Below are 15,494 nucleotides of genomic sequence, written 5' to 3'. Positions count from 1 at the left end.
TGCTACACAGTCATCACTTCTTCAATCTTAGCCTTAGTATGTTCTTCAATCTCTTCAGTATATTTCTTGGTCATCTGATCTACTTCTTTCTTTGCGTGGTCTCTGTCATCCTCGCTGATAACCTTGTTTTTCTCATCATCATCGAGTTTCTTGTTGGCATCCCTTCTAACATTCCTTATAGCAATTTTCTGGGCTTCCCCCATCTGCTTGACTTGGTCTGCAATCTTTTCCCTTCTCTCCTCAGAAAGCGGAGGAACAGAGATTCTTATCGCTCCGTTTTCAGCTATTGGGTTAAGCCCCACATCGCTGGCCTTTATCGCCTTCTCAATATTTTTCAGCGAAGAGGGATCGAAAGGTTTTATCAGGATGTTTGTAGCATCAGGCGCATTAACGTTTGCCATCTGGTTTATCGGAGTCATACTTCCATAGTATTCCACCTTTATATTATCAACCAGACCGGTAGATGCCCTCCCGGTTCTTACGCCCTTGAATTCATTGTGAAGATATTCAACGCATTTTTTCATACTGGTTTCGTGTTCTTTGAGAATCTTTTTAACTGGCATACTTAAGCTCCTTAATTAATTCAAATTAAAATGCATTCTCAGGCTGAGATTTCCGTTCCTACTCTCTCGCCCTGAACGGCCTTAATTATATTTCCCTTTTTAAACATATTCAAAACTCTCAGAGGGATATTGTTTTCCCTGCAGAGTGTCATTGCTGTATGGTCTATAACCTTCAAATCATTGCTAATAATTTCAGAAAATGATATCTTTTCAATCAGCTCTGCATCGGGGTTTTTGATCGGGTCTTCGGTGTAAACCCCGTCCACCTTAGTTGCTTTTACGATAAGGTCTGCTCTAATCTGACAGGCACGCAAAGCCGCGCAGGTGTCGGTGGAGAAGAATGGACAGCCCGTACCGCCTGAAAGAATTACCACCTCGCCGGCCTGAAAATGCATCTCCGCTGCGGCAGATGTAAATTCTTCATTCAGCGCTTTCACAGGAAGAGCGCTCAACACCGCTGCAGGAACATTTACAGACTTCAATGCCTCGCATAAGGCAGAGCCGTTAATTACTGTAGCAAGCATACCCATATAATCTGCGGTATCTCTTGGTATCATATCAGAGCTCAAGCTCAGCGCTGCTCCTCTGAGCAGATTCCCCCCGCCAATTACCACAGCTATATCACTGCCTGCCTGAACTGCTTCTTTAATCTTTTCTGCTGTAAGCTTTGCTGCTCCGGAATCAATACCGGAACCGCCCTTCTCGCAGAGACTCTCGCCGGAAAGTTTGATGAGAACCCTTTTGTATTTCAATCCGCTCATAGTACTGCTGATATTCCCTAATTAATTATTTTCCAGTTTCGATTCTATCTCCGATATATACTCAAGCGTTCTCTCGAGCTTGTCGGTTAGGTCTCTTATCCTGAGCATAGTTCTTACTCTTGTAATAAGCTCAAGCTTTTTTACGGGCTTGCTGAGAAAATCATCTGTTCCGGAATTGATTGCCCTTTCGATATCGCCCAGTTCGGTGAGTGCTGTAACCATAATTATCGGGATGTTTTTCGTATCGGGTGATGATTTGAGTCTGCTGCACACCTCAAAGCCGCTTAATCGGGGCATCATAACATCCAGTATTATAAGATCTACCGAGCCGTCCTTAACCTTTTCAAGAGCGTCGTAGCCGTCTGTGGAAAGCTCTGTTTGGCAGTCTATATCTTCAAGGTACGCCTGAAGGAGCTCCAAGTTGGGCACATTATCATCAACTATCAATATTTTGGGTTTATTTTCGGCTTTTGCCGCCATTTTCTTTTCTCCATACTTTTTAGTTCAAAAACAATTAGGAATTATACTAAAAACTTGACTTTTCTTCCATAAGTTACTTATATTTTAAGGCGAAACTTTTATTAGTTAAGCTTTTCGGGCATAAAAATTGGAAACTATTATACAACAGAGTCCTCAAATTATATCCTTGATTCTGCTGCTTGCAATCTCCGGTTTCTTCTCCGGCAGTGAAACGGCCTTTTTCAACCTGAGCTTCACCGACCGTAAGAAACTGAGAACAAGCAAGACAGGGGAAACGGTTCTGCGCCTCATATCAAGGCCTAAGAGCCTTCTAAACACCCTTCTTTTCGGGAATATGATCATAAACGTCCTTTACTTTTCAGCCGCCGGTCAGACAGCGGTTGCTCTTGCAGGGAAAGGAAATACTGTTCTTGTTACGCTTTATGGAATAGTCTCGCTTTTCCTTTTAATAATTTTCGGCGAAATAATGCCTAAATCAATAGCTTTTTCTCACTCTCAGGATTTTTGTACGCTCACGGCATACCCTGTTTATATATGCCAGAAGCTTCTTGCTCCAATCGCATCTGTTTTAAATATTGTATTCATAAAGCCGGCAGTGAGGCTTACAGCCCCTGCAATCCCAAGAGCTGATAAAATCGGGCTGGAACACCTTCGTTATCTCGTAAAAAACAGCGGGAAAAAAGGGCTGATAAATCAGGAGGAATCCGAGCTTATCAGCAGAGTGATGGAGCTGGGAAAATCGAGGGTGAAAGAGATAATGCGCCCTAGAGTAGATATCGTGATGTGCGAAAAAGACACAGAAATCGAAGATGTTTTCGAATTGATGCGCAGCTGCAGAGTTAAAAAGATCCCTGTTTACCAAAACAGCGTTGACAATATATGCGGCTATGTCCACCAGCGTGATATACTCACAAAAAACCCGGACTGCATATCTGATGTGCTCAGAAGCACTGTATTTCTGCCCGAGCAGAAAAGCGTTGAATCACTGCTTGAATTTTTCCTCGAAACAAAAAATGAAATGGCAATGATTGTAGATGAATACGGTGGTATTAGCGGCCTAGCCACAATAAAGGATGTTGTAGAGAGTATAACATCGGGCTTCAAGGGCAAAGACAACTCTATAGAGCAGATCAGCGAGAATAAATACCGCTTGAGCGGATCTGCAAGCCTTTTGGAGTGGCTCGAGCTTATTGAACTGCCCAACATCGAGACAGACTACAGCACGATAAGCGGCTTTATAATATCCAACACGAGAAAAATCCCGCGCAAGGGAGACAGCGTTCGATATCAGAATCTGAAGTTTACAGTTGAACAAGTAGAAGAGAATCGGATTAAGACCGTTTTAGTGGAGCTGGAATGATACTTGGAGTTTTGTTACTATTTTTTCTTTTTGTCTTTATGAGCGCATTCTTCTCAGGGTGCGAAACCGGGCTCTACAGTGCGAGCAAGGTTCGCATAAATGTTGGTGCGGAGTCCGGCGAAAAAAGATACAAGAATTTGCTTGAGCTTATCAATGAGCCAGCGGAGCTTATTTTCACAATACTCACAGGCAACAATATCGCCACCTTGGCAGTATCTTGGTGCGGAACGTTTATCTTCTCTGCTTACTGGCCTGAAAATGCTGAGCTCATCAACACCTGCGCAGCTGCCCCTCTGCTCTTTATTTTCGGTGAGGTAGTACCGAAAACCTTATTTCTCTCCCGCCCCGAACCGCTTATGCTCAAATGTTCTTACCCGCTTCTTCTCATACACAGATTTTTAGGAAAAATCCGAATACGCGGTTTTTTCAAGAAGATATCAGGCTTCTTCGAGAGGATTTTTGATATCAGCAGCGACAACGAATACTACCGCATAACCAGCAGGATGACAAAGGTATTTGACGCTACAATCGAAGAAGGATATTTAAGCAGCATACAGCGTTCAATAATCTCAAGAACTTCCGCTATCACAAGGCTGAAAGTATCGCAAGTTATGATTCGCAAAGAGGAGATTGTTTCGGTGAGTATAGACGCAGGCAGAGACGAACTGCTCGAAATTATGCAAAAACACCCCTTCACTAGACTGCCGGTGTATCGAATAAACCGCAACGATATGGAGGGATACGTAAACATATATGAGCTTCTCAGCAAGCCCGAAACAGATTTCAGCATAGCAGGGAGTATGCTCAAAATACACACCTACAACACCAATGAGCCGGTAATATCAGCAATGAAGGATATGAATGAAAACGGAAGGCAGATAGCACTTGTGGAAAAGGCCGGCTCTAAATCCAAAAGGATTGTAGGACTTATAACTCTAAAGGACCTCGCCGAAGAGCTCACAGGCGAGCTGGAGGCTTTTTAGATTCTATTTGAAGTAGAATTTGCTTCCCCTTGTAGTACTCCCGTCCAGCAGAAGTATATTAACCCCATCAAAAGCCATAGACTGAGCTGAATTGTTTTTGTATGCATGGGGGAATTTTATTCTGTGCATAGGCAGAAACTTCGGATACGGCTGGCCTCTTACACCGACCTCTGCCGGAAAAAGCTGCCAGTTATCCCAAGTTAGCGCAATCTCTCGCATCTCCTCCGAAGTGAAATCCGGATACTTCTTTTCGAAAAACACCTGCGAAACACTGAAAGCGTATGTTACCCCGTAATCACGCATCCATTTATTGTTTCCGTCCGGACAAATCCAAACGTCGCTTCCCCCTTCGATTATCTGATTATCATCAAAAAGGCAAGCAAGACCGAAACTTTCTCTCTTCCCGTCTTCGGTAACATATTCCGGCCCGACGCGATAGCTAGTAACATCCAGCACATCCGGGTCTGGAAATTTATCATCATTGGAAAAAACGTAGGTATAATAACCTACGCCAATCGACTTTAGGTTTGAGGAGCACTGAAATCTCATTGCTTCATTGCGGGCTCTGCCTAAAACAGGTATTAATATAACAATAAGCAAGGAAATTACAGATATAACAACTATTACTTCTATCAAAGTAAAAGCTTTTGACGCACTTATGCTTCTCATTTAAGCTGGTATCCCTCTTTAATCATTCTTAAGGCGATTATATGAAATCTTTCAAGACTTCAAAACAAAAATTGAAATTTACTCACCGTTTTGGTGAAAGACGGGAAGCTAATTTGCAAATACCGCTTACAGATTACAGATTTTTCTAATATTAATCTCAAACGTGAATATAATGGCGGGCGGATATATTTTAGAGAAGGAAGCGGGAAATGAAACGCAAATTATTGCTTATCCTATTGATCTCAAGCTTTGCTTTCAGCGCAGGGGAAAAAAGTGAGATTCGTGCAATCGCAACCCATCCAAGCTGATGCTGAAAGGGAAGCAATAAGCAGAACATCTGCGTAAAGCTGAAATGAAAAGCGAGAACCAATCAGCAGGACTTTCCTCGAAAACAATATCTATGAAATTATATTTATTTAAATACAGCAAAGAAAAACTCTGCACTCAAAACAGAATGTACTTGAATAATTGCCTTTGACGTGTAAATTGCTGAAGCAGGAAATCATTTATGGAAGAGAAAGAGCGAAAATCATTAACTGTAATTTCAAGATGGGTTTTGGCTTTGATTGTACTGAAACTCATCCTTTTCTGGTTCAATCTTGCAGAATTTGTATCCGGGATTCTTGTTTTTGTCCCGACTTATATATTTGCAAGAAAAATAACTACGGTTAAATTTGCAATGCTTTACTCGGCAGCATGCTTTTTGAACATTTTTTCTTTCATTTCTCTTGCTCATCTGCACGCAAGGATTGTCTGCAAGATAGACGATAAAAAGCCAAAGAGAGCCAAATTCCTTGAATAGCAGCTGACAAAATGTAATAAAACCAGTTATAAAAAAAGAGCAAATCCTTTTTATTTCTTGTTATCAAGAAAAAATACGTTAGAATTCAAGGTGATGGTTTGGTAATTATATATTTCAGCCAACAGGACTAGTACATTTTGTTTGCAATTGAAAAAACTGCTTACTTCTTCAATAACTGGATAGGCATTTCGAGTTTGGGCATATGCTCAGCAGCAATATCTCGGTCTTTTTATTTCTGGCTGATAATTATTTCAATAATCGCTTTGAGTGTTATATGTATCTTTCTGATGATACTTTACAGCAGAAAACTCTCTGCCCTGCGAAGCAAGGTAAAATACGGCGAGCTGAGACATCAGACGGTTATTAGAAGCCTGAACGACGATATATTTGAAATTGACGCGGCCAACGAGCAGTTTCTTCTCTATTCAGTCAGCAAAAATATGATACCGAATGAAGAAAATAAATACACTTATAGGCTTGACGAGGTGGTTGAGTCTGCCCATCGCTCGGACAAACAGAAACTTTCGAATCTTTTCTCCGATATGCTCACAGGTATGATAGACGGCTGTTCAATGGAATATAGAGTGATGAAAGACGGCCGCGAGAAATGGGGGCACATTCGGGCAAGAACTGTAAGCTACAATCACAGCGGAAGACCCGAACGGATACTGGGTGTATGTTCAGATATAGACAAACGCAAAAAAATCGAGGAAAAACTCAATAAGCAGCAGGAGCTATACAAGCTCACAATGGAATCTTTGAACGATGCGGTTTTTGATTACGATTTGAGCAGAGATGAAATCACCTTCAGCAGCCAGTGGTACAATATGCTGGGCTACAAGCCTTTCTCATTAAAAGAAACATTCGACAAATGGATCGATCTTATCCATCCGGACGACAAAGATTCATTTCAAAAGACTTTCATTGAATCAGTTAATAAAGGCAAATTATTTAACATTGAATACAGGATGCTCAAGGCAGACGGCGAATACCGCTGGCTTCTGACAAGGGGCAAGGTAGTAGAATTCGATCAGGACGACACCCCATCGAGGGTTCTTGGAACTTGCAGGGATATCCACCAGCAGAAAATAGCCGAGCAGGAGCTCAGAACAAGGGAGGAAAGCCTTAGGAAGAGCAAATCTGAACTGCAGGACCTCAACGCCAGGCTGATAAACTCCAACGAATCCCAAAGGCGGTATCTTGCAAGGGAAATGCACGACGAATTCACCCAGCGGCTTGCTGTAGCAGCGATAGAGATTAACAAGCTGGAAAAAATGTTAGCGGAAAATTCCAGCCCTGCTATAATTGACAAAATAACTGCTGTAAAAACTGACATACTTGAGCTTTCAGAAGACATAAGGAAACTTTCAAGACATATTCATCCTTCTCTTCTGGACGACCTCGGCCTTGTGGCAGCGGTGAGGTCAGAGGTTTCGCTGGTGAAGGAAAAAAGAGACCTTGATATTGAAGTAATAGACAAGGGCTCATTTGAAGATATAGACAGCAATAAAGCTCTTGCAGTGTTTCGAATTGTGCAGGAAGCTCTTCGCAATGTCGTAAGACATTCGAAAGCAGAATGCGTTGACGTGCTTTTAGAAAGAAAAGAAGCCTCTATTGAAGTTTCAGTAGAGGATGACGGAATAGGCTTTGAAATAGATTTGAGAAAAACTAAGGAATCTCTGGGACTGATTAGTATGAAGGAAAGAGCCAGACTTGCAGGCGGCGAGTTGAACATTAATTCTAAACCAGGCAGCGGAACAGTTATTAATTTGGAGATACCCGTAAATGACTGAGGAAAAAACAAAAAGAAAAAGAATACTTTTAGCGGATGATCATTTTATTGTTGCCAGAGGGCTTGTTGAGATCCTTGAAGAGTCTTACGACCTTGTCGGGATTGCCAAAGATGGGCTCGAAATGGTTAAGATGGCAGCAGAGCTCAAACCCGAGCTTATTGTGGCAGATATCAGTATGCCGAATCTTAACGGGATCGATGCTCTTAAGGAACTCAAAAAGAAAAATTTGGATATTAAAGTGGTGTTTCTTACGATGCACGACGAGCCGGCGTATGCACGACGAGCTATAGATGCAGGGGCGTCAGGGTTTATAGTTAAAAGCTCAGCTCCTGATGAGCTTTCACAGGCCATATCTCTGGCCTTTGCAGGTGGCATTTACATTAGCCCTTCGATACAGAAAAAGATTGATGAGGCCCAGCCATCGGCGGATGATTTTACAGCTGATGACTTAACAAAAAGGCAGAAAGAAATCCTGCAGCTGCTCTCGCACGGAAAAAGCGCAAAAGAAATCGCTTCAGATTTGAACATATCTTCGAGAACAGTAGAATTTCACAAGTATCGTATTATGAAAATGCTGGGAATAGAATCCAGCGCCGGACTTGTAAGATTTGCGATAAAACAGGGTATCGCAGAAGTATAACAAAACTGATAAAAAGTTAATGCCTCTTTGATATTTATGAAAAGACTTTTAGAGACTACAACACTTGGCGGCGTAGAAGTTTCAAACAGGTTTGTTCGTTCTGCTACTTGGGAGAATATGGCAGACGAACAAGGGTATCCCACCGAAAAGCTTGAAAACTTATATACAGATTTTGCCCGAGGCGGGATTGGCATGGTCATAACCGGCTTTGCACGGGTTATGGAAGATGACCTTGCAGCGCCGAGGATGATTGGGATGTATGACGACTGCTTTATCGACAGCTGCCAGAAGCTCACAGAAAACGTTAGAGCTCAGGGCGCGAAAATTGCCGTTCAGCTTGCAGCAGGCAGCTCTCAGTCTAAATTCAGGGCAAGGAAAAGAAGGATTATAGGCCCTTCCCCTGTACAGGATAAGATGTATCGTGTAACGCCGGAAGAGATGACAGCCGAGGATATAAAAAAGGTTGAGAAAGCTTTTGCTCAGGCCTGTCTGAGGGCAAAAAAAAGCGGATTTGATGCGGTTCAGCTTCACTGCGCGCACGGATACCTTTTCAGCAAATTCCTCAGCCCATACTACAACCGCCGCAGCGATTCATACGGCGGAGCTGTGAAAAATAGGGCAAGAATAATTTATGAGACATACGAGCAGGCAAGAGAACTCTGCGGCGATTTTCCGATCTTCATCAAAATCAACGGAGAAGACTTCAACGGCAAAGATTCCGGGCTCAGCTTCGAAGAATCCCTCTCAGTATCCTCAAGGCTGTCAGAGAAAGGCCTTGATGCTATTGAAGTTAGCGGAGCTATGGCAGGCTCGCCGGAAATGCTAAGGCCGATTAGGCCAATAAAAGGAAAAGAAGACGAGTCTTACTTCTTCAATGAAGCCGCTAAAACAGCTGGCGCAGTTGACAGCGACGTGATTTCTGTTGGAGGGCATCGAGACTTTGAATGGATGCAGAAGGCTCTGAATGAAACTGAAGTGGGATTCTTTGCAATGAGCAGGCCGTTTACTTGCGAGCACGATTTGGTTGAAAGGTGGGCAAAATATCCAAACTACAGGCCGATGTGCATAAGCTGCAATAAGTGCTGGTCTGCACACGGTACAAGGTGCATACTTACCGAATCAGGTAAATAGTACAGCAAGAAAACTAAATATTTGGAGTAAATGGTTTTTGATATTTTTTCAAAAAGTGTTAGTCTTATATTTCAGAAATCATTTTAACAAAAAAGTTTTAAGATTATTCGGATTTTAAGAATTAATTATGGCCGGCGACAGTTCAGCTCTGCAGGAGGCAATAGGCTATCAGTTCAAAGATGAGAGTCTTCTCGAGAAGGCCCTCACCCACACTTCAAGTGTTTCAGAAAGGTCTTTGAGCAATGAACGGCTCGAATTTTTCGGTGATGCCGTTTTAGATTTGATTATATGCGAATTTATATACAATTCATATCCTGATTACAGCGAAGGCGAGCTTACAAAAATTAAGGGTTTGGTAGTTTCGCGGAAGGTATGCTCGAAGATATCTCAGCCTCTCAAGCTTAATGAGTATATAAAGGTTGGCAAAGGAGCTGAGAAATTCGGGTCGTTAAGCGGCTCGATAGCCGCAGGTGTGCTGGAAGCTCTGATAGCGGCTGTTTATTTAGACAGCGGCCTTGAACAAACAGAAGAGCTGGTTTTAAGGCTTTTCAAGCCGCATATAATCGAGGCGGCAGAAAGCCAGCATCAGGGAAATTACAAATCTCTGCTCCAGCAGTACTTCCAGAAAAAACACGGCGAAGCGCCTGTTTATGAAATAGTTGATGAACAAGGCCCCGAGCACCACAAGTGTTTTCAGGCAGAAGCTCTCTGGGATAAAAAGAGCCTCGGGAAGGGCTGGGGGATGAACAAAAAGGAGGCAGAACAAAAAGCAGCTCACAATGCCCTTGATAATCTAAGACTGCTGGAAGAAGATTCTCAGCCTGAAGGACACGAGAATGACGAGAATAAAGATGAAGACACTTCAAACAGTTTAAAACAGGTTCAAAACCGCTGAATATCTTTAAGAAAGTTTTAAATATGAAAAAAATTTACGGCGGAGAAAAAATTGATTCTGCTATTGAAAATATGTCCGAGCAGATCAAAAGCCGAGGTTTTGATAAAACCAAAATCGGAATCCTCGGAATTAGGAATAAAGGCGTAATCGTTGCAAGACGCCTGGCGGATTCGTTGAATAAAAAGCTGGACGGGGATGTAGAATTTGGCTCTATCGATATAACTTTCTACAGGGATGATATCACCATCCGAGGTCCTGAAGCAGTTCCTGTGGTTGGGGTAACAGAAATAAACTTTGATATCAATCACAGAATAATAATACTTGCAGATGACGTGCTTCATACAGGGCGTTCGTGCAGGGCTGCAATGGATGCTGTAGTGGAATTCGGCAGGCCTGCAAAAATTATGCTCGCTGTTTTGCTGGACAGAGGCGGGAGAGAATTCCCAATTCAGGCGGATTTTGTTGGCGATTATTTCGAAAACCTCGCAGAAGATGAGCTTCTAAATGTAAAATTCAGGGAAGCTGAAGGCGAAGACGGCATATTCATAGACAGTAAATAATTACCGAGATAGAGTAAAATACCGGAGCGGTTTGATGGCAGAAAGAAAAATCGAGTGGACAAGGAAGCACCTTCTCGGTCTGCGTGAATTGAGCAGAGAGGAAATAGAGCTCATTCTGGATACTGCAAATTCATTTGCAGAGGTGAATAAAAGGAGCATAAAAAAGACGCCTGTGCTCAGAGGCAAGGTAGTTGTAAATATGTTCTTTGAAGACAGTACACGAACAAGAAACAGCTTCACTCTCGCCTCAAGAAGGCTCGGCGCAGATGTGATAGAGTTTACCAAAAAATCAAGCGCTCTGAGCAAGGGCGAAACTCTTTTGGATACAGCGAGGAATCTTGAGGCAATGGGAGTTGACTTAGTTGTGATAAGGCATAATGCAGGAGGCACGCCAAAGCTTTTGAGCAGAAGCATCAATGCCTGCGTAGTAAACGCGGGAGACGGCTTCCACGAACACCCTACTCAGGCCCTGCTGGATGTGTACACTATAAGGGAAAAATTCGGCAGCCTCGACGGGCTTAAAATCGGGATTGTGGGCGATATTGCCAATTCGAGAGTGGCCAGGAGCAATGTCTATGCGATGACAAAGCTCGGGGCGGAGGTAACGCTGATAGGCCCGCCTACGCTTATGCCTCCGGTAGGCGATCTGCCGGTAAAGGTTTCGAACAATTTTGATGATGTAATCGAATCGCTGGATGTGGTTAATATGCTGAGGGTTCAGTTTGAAAGGCTCTCAAGCAACCCCTTCCCTTCCAAACGAGAATACACTAGGCTCTTCGGCCTCACTGAACAGCGGATGAAAAGAGCAAAGGATAATATCGCTGTAATACACCCCGGCCCGATGAACCGCGGGATGGAGATAGAAAGCTCTGTGGCAGACGGGGCAAACAGCCTTATCCTCAGACAGGTTACAAACGGAATTGCCGTGCGTATGGCAGTTTTGTTCCTTGTAAGCAGAGCACCGGAATAAACAAAAGCTAAACTTGCTTCAGCTGGGATATTTATGGGCAATAAAATAAACACAAACGAGCTACTTATAAAAAACGGCAGGGTCATCGATCCGCTGAACAATATCGATTCGGTATGCGATGTTCTAATTGAGGAAGGCAGGATTTGCTATGTCGGGAAGGTACAGAAGCAGATGCCGGAAGATAAGGTGATTGAGGCTTCGGGAAAAATTGTCTGCCCGGGGTTTATAGATATGCATGTGCATTTTCGCGAGCCGGGAGACGAAGAGGAAGAGACAATCAGAAGCGGATCTCATGCCGCTGTGGCGGGCGGATATACATCTGTTGTTTGTATGCCGAATACAGACCCGACTATTCAGGATGAAACGAGCATAGAATTCGTGCACAGAATGGGACGTCAGACTCGAAAAACCCACGTTTACGCTATGGGAGCTCTCACAAAAGACCGCAAAGGCGTGGAGCTTTCTGAAATGGGGCTTATGGCGGGCGCCGGAGCCGCAGGCTTTACAGACGACGGGACAGGCGTTCAGGATGCCTCGGTAATGCGGAAGGCACTGAAGTATGCGAGTATGTTCGGGCTTGTGGTAAGCCAGCACTGTCAGGACAGTTCGCTTTCGGGGAACGGCGTTATAAACGCAGGCTTCAATTCCATGCTGCTCGGGCTTCCCGGAATGAGCCCTCTGGCTGAAGAGCTTATGCTCTGGCGTGATATCCAGCTCAATAAATCCATCCGAGCCAAATACCACGCCCAGCATATATCTACCAAAGGCTCTGTGGATATAATCAGAAAAGCCAAACAGGAAGGTATTCCGGTTACCTGCGAGGTTACCCCGCACCACCTTCTTCTGAATGAACAAACAGTGGCGGAGTACGATACTAATTACAAGATGAATCCTCCGCTGAGGACGGATGAAGATAATGCGGCCTTGAAAGAGGCAGTAAAAGACGGCATAATTGATGCACTTATAACCGACCATGCTCCTCACCTACAGAGCGAGAAAGAGCTGGAATTTCTTTATGCACCTTTCGGGATTATCGGACTTGAAAGCGCACTGCCTCTGTTTGGAAAGGCCCTCATAGAAGATGGAATAATTGACTGGCCTGAGCTGGTTGCAATGCTCACTTGCAAGCCTGCCGAGATACTCGGAATTGACGAGACAAAAGGCTCGTTTACAAAGGGCAAATGGGGCGATATAACAATATTCGACCCCGAAGAGAAATGGCAGATTGATGTGAATAAATTCTTTTCGAAAGCGAGAAACTGCCCCTTCCACGGCTGGGACGTGAAGGGAAAGGTCTGCTATACAATCGTTGGCGGGGAAGTGAGATACAGCTCGGAGAGGGACTGATATTGAGGTATCTGATAGACGGCCACAATCTTGTATTTGCGATGAAAAACTCAGGGGAACAGCTGGCCGGCTTTGAGGTTCACCATGCGGCAGATTTGCTGTGTAAGGCTTTGGAAAGCTATCTAGTAAAACGAAATGAGCGGGCTGTGCTTTATTTTGACGGTACAGGCCCGATTGATAAAAGCTTCTATAACAGCCTGAGCAATGTTGAGGTCTGCTTTTCCGGCGAGGATTACGAAGCAGACGATTTTCTCGTGGAGGATATAGAAGACGATTCGGCACCATCAAGCCTTGCGGTGGTTTCTAATGACAGGGGGGTGCGCGATGCGGCAAAGCGAAGCAAGGCTGTAATAAAGCTCAGCAATGATTTCTGGCTCGACCTCGTTGAGGACATAAACCGAAAACCGCCCAAGAGAAAGGAGCCGGAAGCCAAACGAAAAGGCATAGACCCATGCGAGGTGGATATGTGGTTAGATTATTTCGGTATTGATGAGTAGGCAGATATGAAATATGAAAAGGCACGTTTCTGGCATAAAAAACTTGGCAGCACTGTAAAATGCGAGCTGTGCAGCAGGGAATGCGTGATAAAGACCGGTGAAACGGGTTTTTGCGGGGTAAGACAGAATGAACAGGGCGAACTGAAAACCCTTAACTACCACTGCCTCTGCTCTGCAAACTCAGATAAGATCGAAAAGAAACCGCTGAACCACTTCCTCCCTTCCACTTCAAGCTTTTCCATCTGCGCTCCCGGATGCAATTTCAGGTGCAAATTCTGCCAAAACTGGCAGATAAGCCAGATAAATCAGCAGCTGCTGGAGAGGACAAGCAAAGTTTGCCCTGAGGATATTGCAGAGGCTGCCCTGAAGCATAACTGCAAAAGCATCTCTTACACATACACGGAGCCGACAATTTTTTACGAGCTTGCAGAAGACACTGCACTTGCTGCAAAAGAGAAGGGTCTGAAGAATGTTTTCGTAACTAACGGCTATATGAAGCCCGCGGTTTGGGAGAAGGCCTCAGAATGGCTGGATGCAGCGAATATAGATCTGAAAGCAAACACTGAAGAATTCTACCGTGATTTCTGCTCGGCAGCTCTTGCCCCTGTTAAGGAAAGCATCAAAACTGCGTACAAACTCGGAATATGGATAGAGCTGACCACCCTGCTGATACCCGGACTCAACGACAGAGATGAAGAAATACGCTCTACAGCAGAATTCATTGCGGGCGAGGTGTCTGAATTTGTGCCTTTGCATCTGTCGGCATTCTACCCTTGTGCAGAGATGAGAGATACGCCCGCTCAAACGCCTCAAAGAATAAAAGAGGCCTGCGATATCGCACGAGAAGCAGGGCTGAAGTATGTTTATCCGGGGAATGTAATGCTCGATGCAAATACGTACTGCCACAACTGCGGAAGGCTTATCATCTCCCGATCAGGTTTCTCAGCAGACCCGGACGGAGTGTCTAACGGAAAATGCGAGCTCTGCGGGGCAGAGATCCCGGGAGTTTTCGAATAAACGCAGCAGAGTGGGCTTTAATCCCCTGCTCTACTGCTCCAGCTTCGATTCAGACTGATTTTCTCTATGGGAAAGCACGCTCCTCACAGCGTAGGTCGGGCGGTTTTGCGATTCGTGATATGTTCGAACCATAAGCTCAGCAAGCAGACCCATCATTATAAGCTGGAGAGCAGCAATCGTTAGGATTGTGCCGAGGATTAGAAGCGGGTTTCTGTTGATGGAGTATCCGTTTGCTATTTTCTGGTATATCATAACAACAAACGAAAAGCCTGCTGCCAGTCCGCTGTATATGCTGAACCTGCCGAATACGTAGAGCGGCTTTGTTGAATAGCTGTTCATAAACGAAACAGTTATCAGATCCAGCACTACCTTATACGTACGTGATAGGTTGTATTTCGTTTTGCCGGCTTTACGCGGGCGGTGGTTTACCTCGATCTCGCCTACCTTTGCCCCGAGCCACTGAGCAACAGCGGGAATGAAGCGGTGAGTTTCGCCGTAGAGCTTGGTTTGGCTTATCACCTCCCTGCGGTATGCCTTCATTGTGCAGCCGAAGTCGTGAATGCCAACGTTTGTTATCCTGCGGATTATGAAATTGGCGAGCATTGATGGGAGCCGGCGGGTGAATGCCCTGTCTTTGCGGGATTTTCGCCAGCCGCTTACGATATCGTAGCCTTCATCCAGCTTTGCCATAAGGGCGGGGATGTCTGCAGGGTCGTTCTGGAGGTCGCCGTCCATGGGGATTATCACTTCCCCCCGGGCACGTTCAAAGCCTGCCTGCATCGCAGCTGTCTGGCCGAAATTACGCCGAAAATTGACCACCGTTACATTTGAATCATTGCTGAATATTCCTCCAAGAACTTCCGCTGTCCCGTCCCAGCTGCCGTCGTTGACGAATATTATCTCATAGCTGTAGTCAACGCCGCCGGTTTTCATGGCTGAAGCTATCTGTTCATGAAGGGGCTGTATGTTATCCCGCTCATTAAACACAGGCACTATTACAGATATATCAATATTTTCCGACATCCA

17 protein-coding genes and 1 pseudogene are annotated in these 15,494 nt (G+C 44.5%); 12 read left to right on the top strand and 6 right to left on the bottom strand.

Going from position 1 to position 15,494, the window contains the following annotated elements; genetic code table 11:
* Positions 1-2: 2 nt before the first annotated feature.
* The 3 genes from frr to L21SP3_RS00705 are packed head-to-tail and all read right to left on the bottom strand — an operon-like array spanning position 3 to position 1,804.
* Positions 3-563, bottom strand: coding sequence for a ribosome recycling factor (gene frr / locus L21SP3_RS00715; protein ID WP_077538571.1), 561 nt, complete (start codon positions 561-563; stop codon positions 3-5).
* A 38-nt stretch (positions 564-601) separates the two neighbouring features.
* Positions 602-1,324 carry a UMP kinase gene (gene pyrH / locus L21SP3_RS00710; protein ID WP_077538569.1) on the bottom strand — a complete coding sequence of 241 codons (723 nt, stop codon included), beginning with the start codon at positions 1,322-1,324 and terminating at the stop codon, positions 602-604.
* A 21-nt stretch (positions 1,325-1,345) separates the two neighbouring features.
* Positions 1,346-1,804, bottom strand: coding sequence for a response regulator (locus tag L21SP3_RS00705; protein WP_077538567.1), 459 nt, complete (start codon positions 1,802-1,804; stop codon positions 1,346-1,348).
* 127 nt (positions 1,805-1,931) lie between these two features.
* Between L21SP3_RS00705 and L21SP3_RS00700 the strand changes: the two genes are divergently transcribed.
* Together L21SP3_RS00700 and L21SP3_RS00695 are read left to right on the top strand one after the other, a co-directional pair.
* Entirely contained in the window at positions 1,932-3,164 is a 1,233-nt protein-coding gene (locus tag L21SP3_RS00700) for a hemolysin family protein (RefSeq protein WP_077538565.1), read from the top strand.
* The gene (locus tag L21SP3_RS00695) at positions 3,161-4,147 is read left to right on the top strand and encodes a CNNM domain-containing protein (protein WP_077538563.1); all 987 of its coding nucleotides are present in this window, start codon (positions 3,161-3,163) and stop codon (positions 4,145-4,147) included. The genes L21SP3_RS00700 and L21SP3_RS00695 overlap by 4 nt, the downstream gene beginning before the upstream one ends.
* 3 nt (positions 4,148-4,150) lie before the next feature.
* Here L21SP3_RS00695 and L21SP3_RS00690 read toward each other — a convergent pair whose 3' ends face one another.
* Together L21SP3_RS00690 and L21SP3_RS12315 are read right to left on the bottom strand one after the other, a co-directional pair.
* Positions 4,151-4,696 (bottom strand): hypothetical protein, encoded by a 546-nt coding sequence (locus L21SP3_RS00690; RefSeq protein ID WP_227806851.1) that lies wholly within the window; start codon positions 4,694-4,696, stop codon positions 4,151-4,153.
* 39 nt (positions 4,697-4,735) lie between these two features.
* Positions 4,736-4,816: pseudogene (locus tag L21SP3_RS12315) on the bottom strand (prepilin-type N-terminal cleavage/methylation domain-containing protein); the annotation flags it as partial.
* 508 nt (positions 4,817-5,324) lie between these two features.
* Between L21SP3_RS12315 and L21SP3_RS00680 the strand changes: the two are divergent.
* From L21SP3_RS00680 to amrS, 10 genes are all read left to right on the top strand, one after another.
* Positions 5,325-5,618, top strand: a complete 294-nt coding sequence (locus tag L21SP3_RS00680; RefSeq protein ID WP_077538557.1) for a hypothetical protein — start codon at positions 5,325-5,327, stop codon at positions 5,616-5,618.
* 137 nt (positions 5,619-5,755) lie between these two features.
* Positions 5,756-7,411, top strand: coding sequence for a PAS domain-containing protein (locus L21SP3_RS00675; protein WP_077538555.1), 1,656 nt, complete (start codon positions 5,756-5,758; stop codon positions 7,409-7,411).
* On the top strand, positions 7,404-8,051 hold the full coding sequence (locus L21SP3_RS00670) for a response regulator (RefSeq protein ID WP_077538553.1): 648 nt from the start codon (positions 7,404-7,406) through the stop codon (positions 8,049-8,051). Before L21SP3_RS00675 ends, L21SP3_RS00670 begins: the two co-directional genes overlap by 8 nt.
* Positions 8,052-8,087: 36 nt before the next feature.
* The gene (locus L21SP3_RS00665) at positions 8,088-9,182 is read left to right on the top strand and encodes an NADH:flavin oxidoreductase (RefSeq protein ID WP_077538550.1); all 1,095 of its coding nucleotides are present in this window, start codon (positions 8,088-8,090) and stop codon (positions 9,180-9,182) included.
* A gap of 127 nt (positions 9,183-9,309) precedes the next feature.
* A complete protein-coding gene (rnc, locus tag L21SP3_RS00660) occupies positions 9,310-10,077 on the top strand; it encodes a ribonuclease III (RefSeq protein WP_077538548.1) in 768 nt (255 codons plus the stop codon).
* Between the two features lie 23 nt (positions 10,078-10,100).
* Complete coding sequence (pyrR, locus tag L21SP3_RS00655) at positions 10,101-10,637, top strand: bifunctional pyr operon transcriptional regulator/uracil phosphoribosyltransferase PyrR (RefSeq protein WP_077538546.1); 537 nt, start codon at positions 10,101-10,103, stop codon at positions 10,635-10,637.
* A gap of 34 nt (positions 10,638-10,671) precedes the next feature.
* Entirely contained in the window at positions 10,672-11,607 is a 936-nt protein-coding gene (locus tag L21SP3_RS00650) for an aspartate carbamoyltransferase catalytic subunit (protein ID WP_077538544.1), read from the top strand.
* Positions 11,608-11,640: 33 nt separating this feature from the next.
* Positions 11,641-12,954 (top strand): dihydroorotase, encoded by a 1,314-nt coding sequence (locus L21SP3_RS00645; RefSeq protein WP_077538542.1) that lies wholly within the window; start codon positions 11,641-11,643, stop codon positions 12,952-12,954.
* Positions 12,955-12,956: 2 nt separating this feature from the next.
* Complete coding sequence (locus L21SP3_RS00640; protein WP_077538540.1) at positions 12,957-13,451, top strand: NYN domain-containing protein; 495 nt, start codon at positions 12,957-12,959, stop codon at positions 13,449-13,451.
* A gap of 6 nt (positions 13,452-13,457) precedes the next feature.
* On the top strand, positions 13,458-14,468 hold the full coding sequence (amrS, locus tag L21SP3_RS00635) for an AmmeMemoRadiSam system radical SAM enzyme (protein ID WP_077538538.1): 1,011 nt from the start codon (positions 13,458-13,460) through the stop codon (positions 14,466-14,468).
* Positions 14,469-14,498: 30 nt separating this feature from the next.
* Here the strand turns inward: amrS and L21SP3_RS00630 are convergent, their stop codons facing one another.
* Positions 14,499-15,491 carry a glycosyltransferase family 2 protein gene (locus L21SP3_RS00630; protein WP_227806779.1) on the bottom strand — a complete coding sequence of 331 codons (993 nt, stop codon included), beginning with the start codon at positions 15,489-15,491 and terminating at the stop codon, positions 14,499-14,501.
* Positions 15,492-15,494: the final 3 nt, after the last annotated feature.

It is taken from the genome of Sedimentisphaera cyanobacteriorum (assembly GCF_001997385.1).
Classification (GTDB): Bacteria; Planctomycetota; Phycisphaerae; order Sedimentisphaerales; family Sedimentisphaeraceae; genus Sedimentisphaera; species Sedimentisphaera cyanobacteriorum.
The sequence above is the reverse complement of the archived record's forward strand: the minus strand, read 5'-3'. Positions and strand labels throughout refer to the sequence as shown.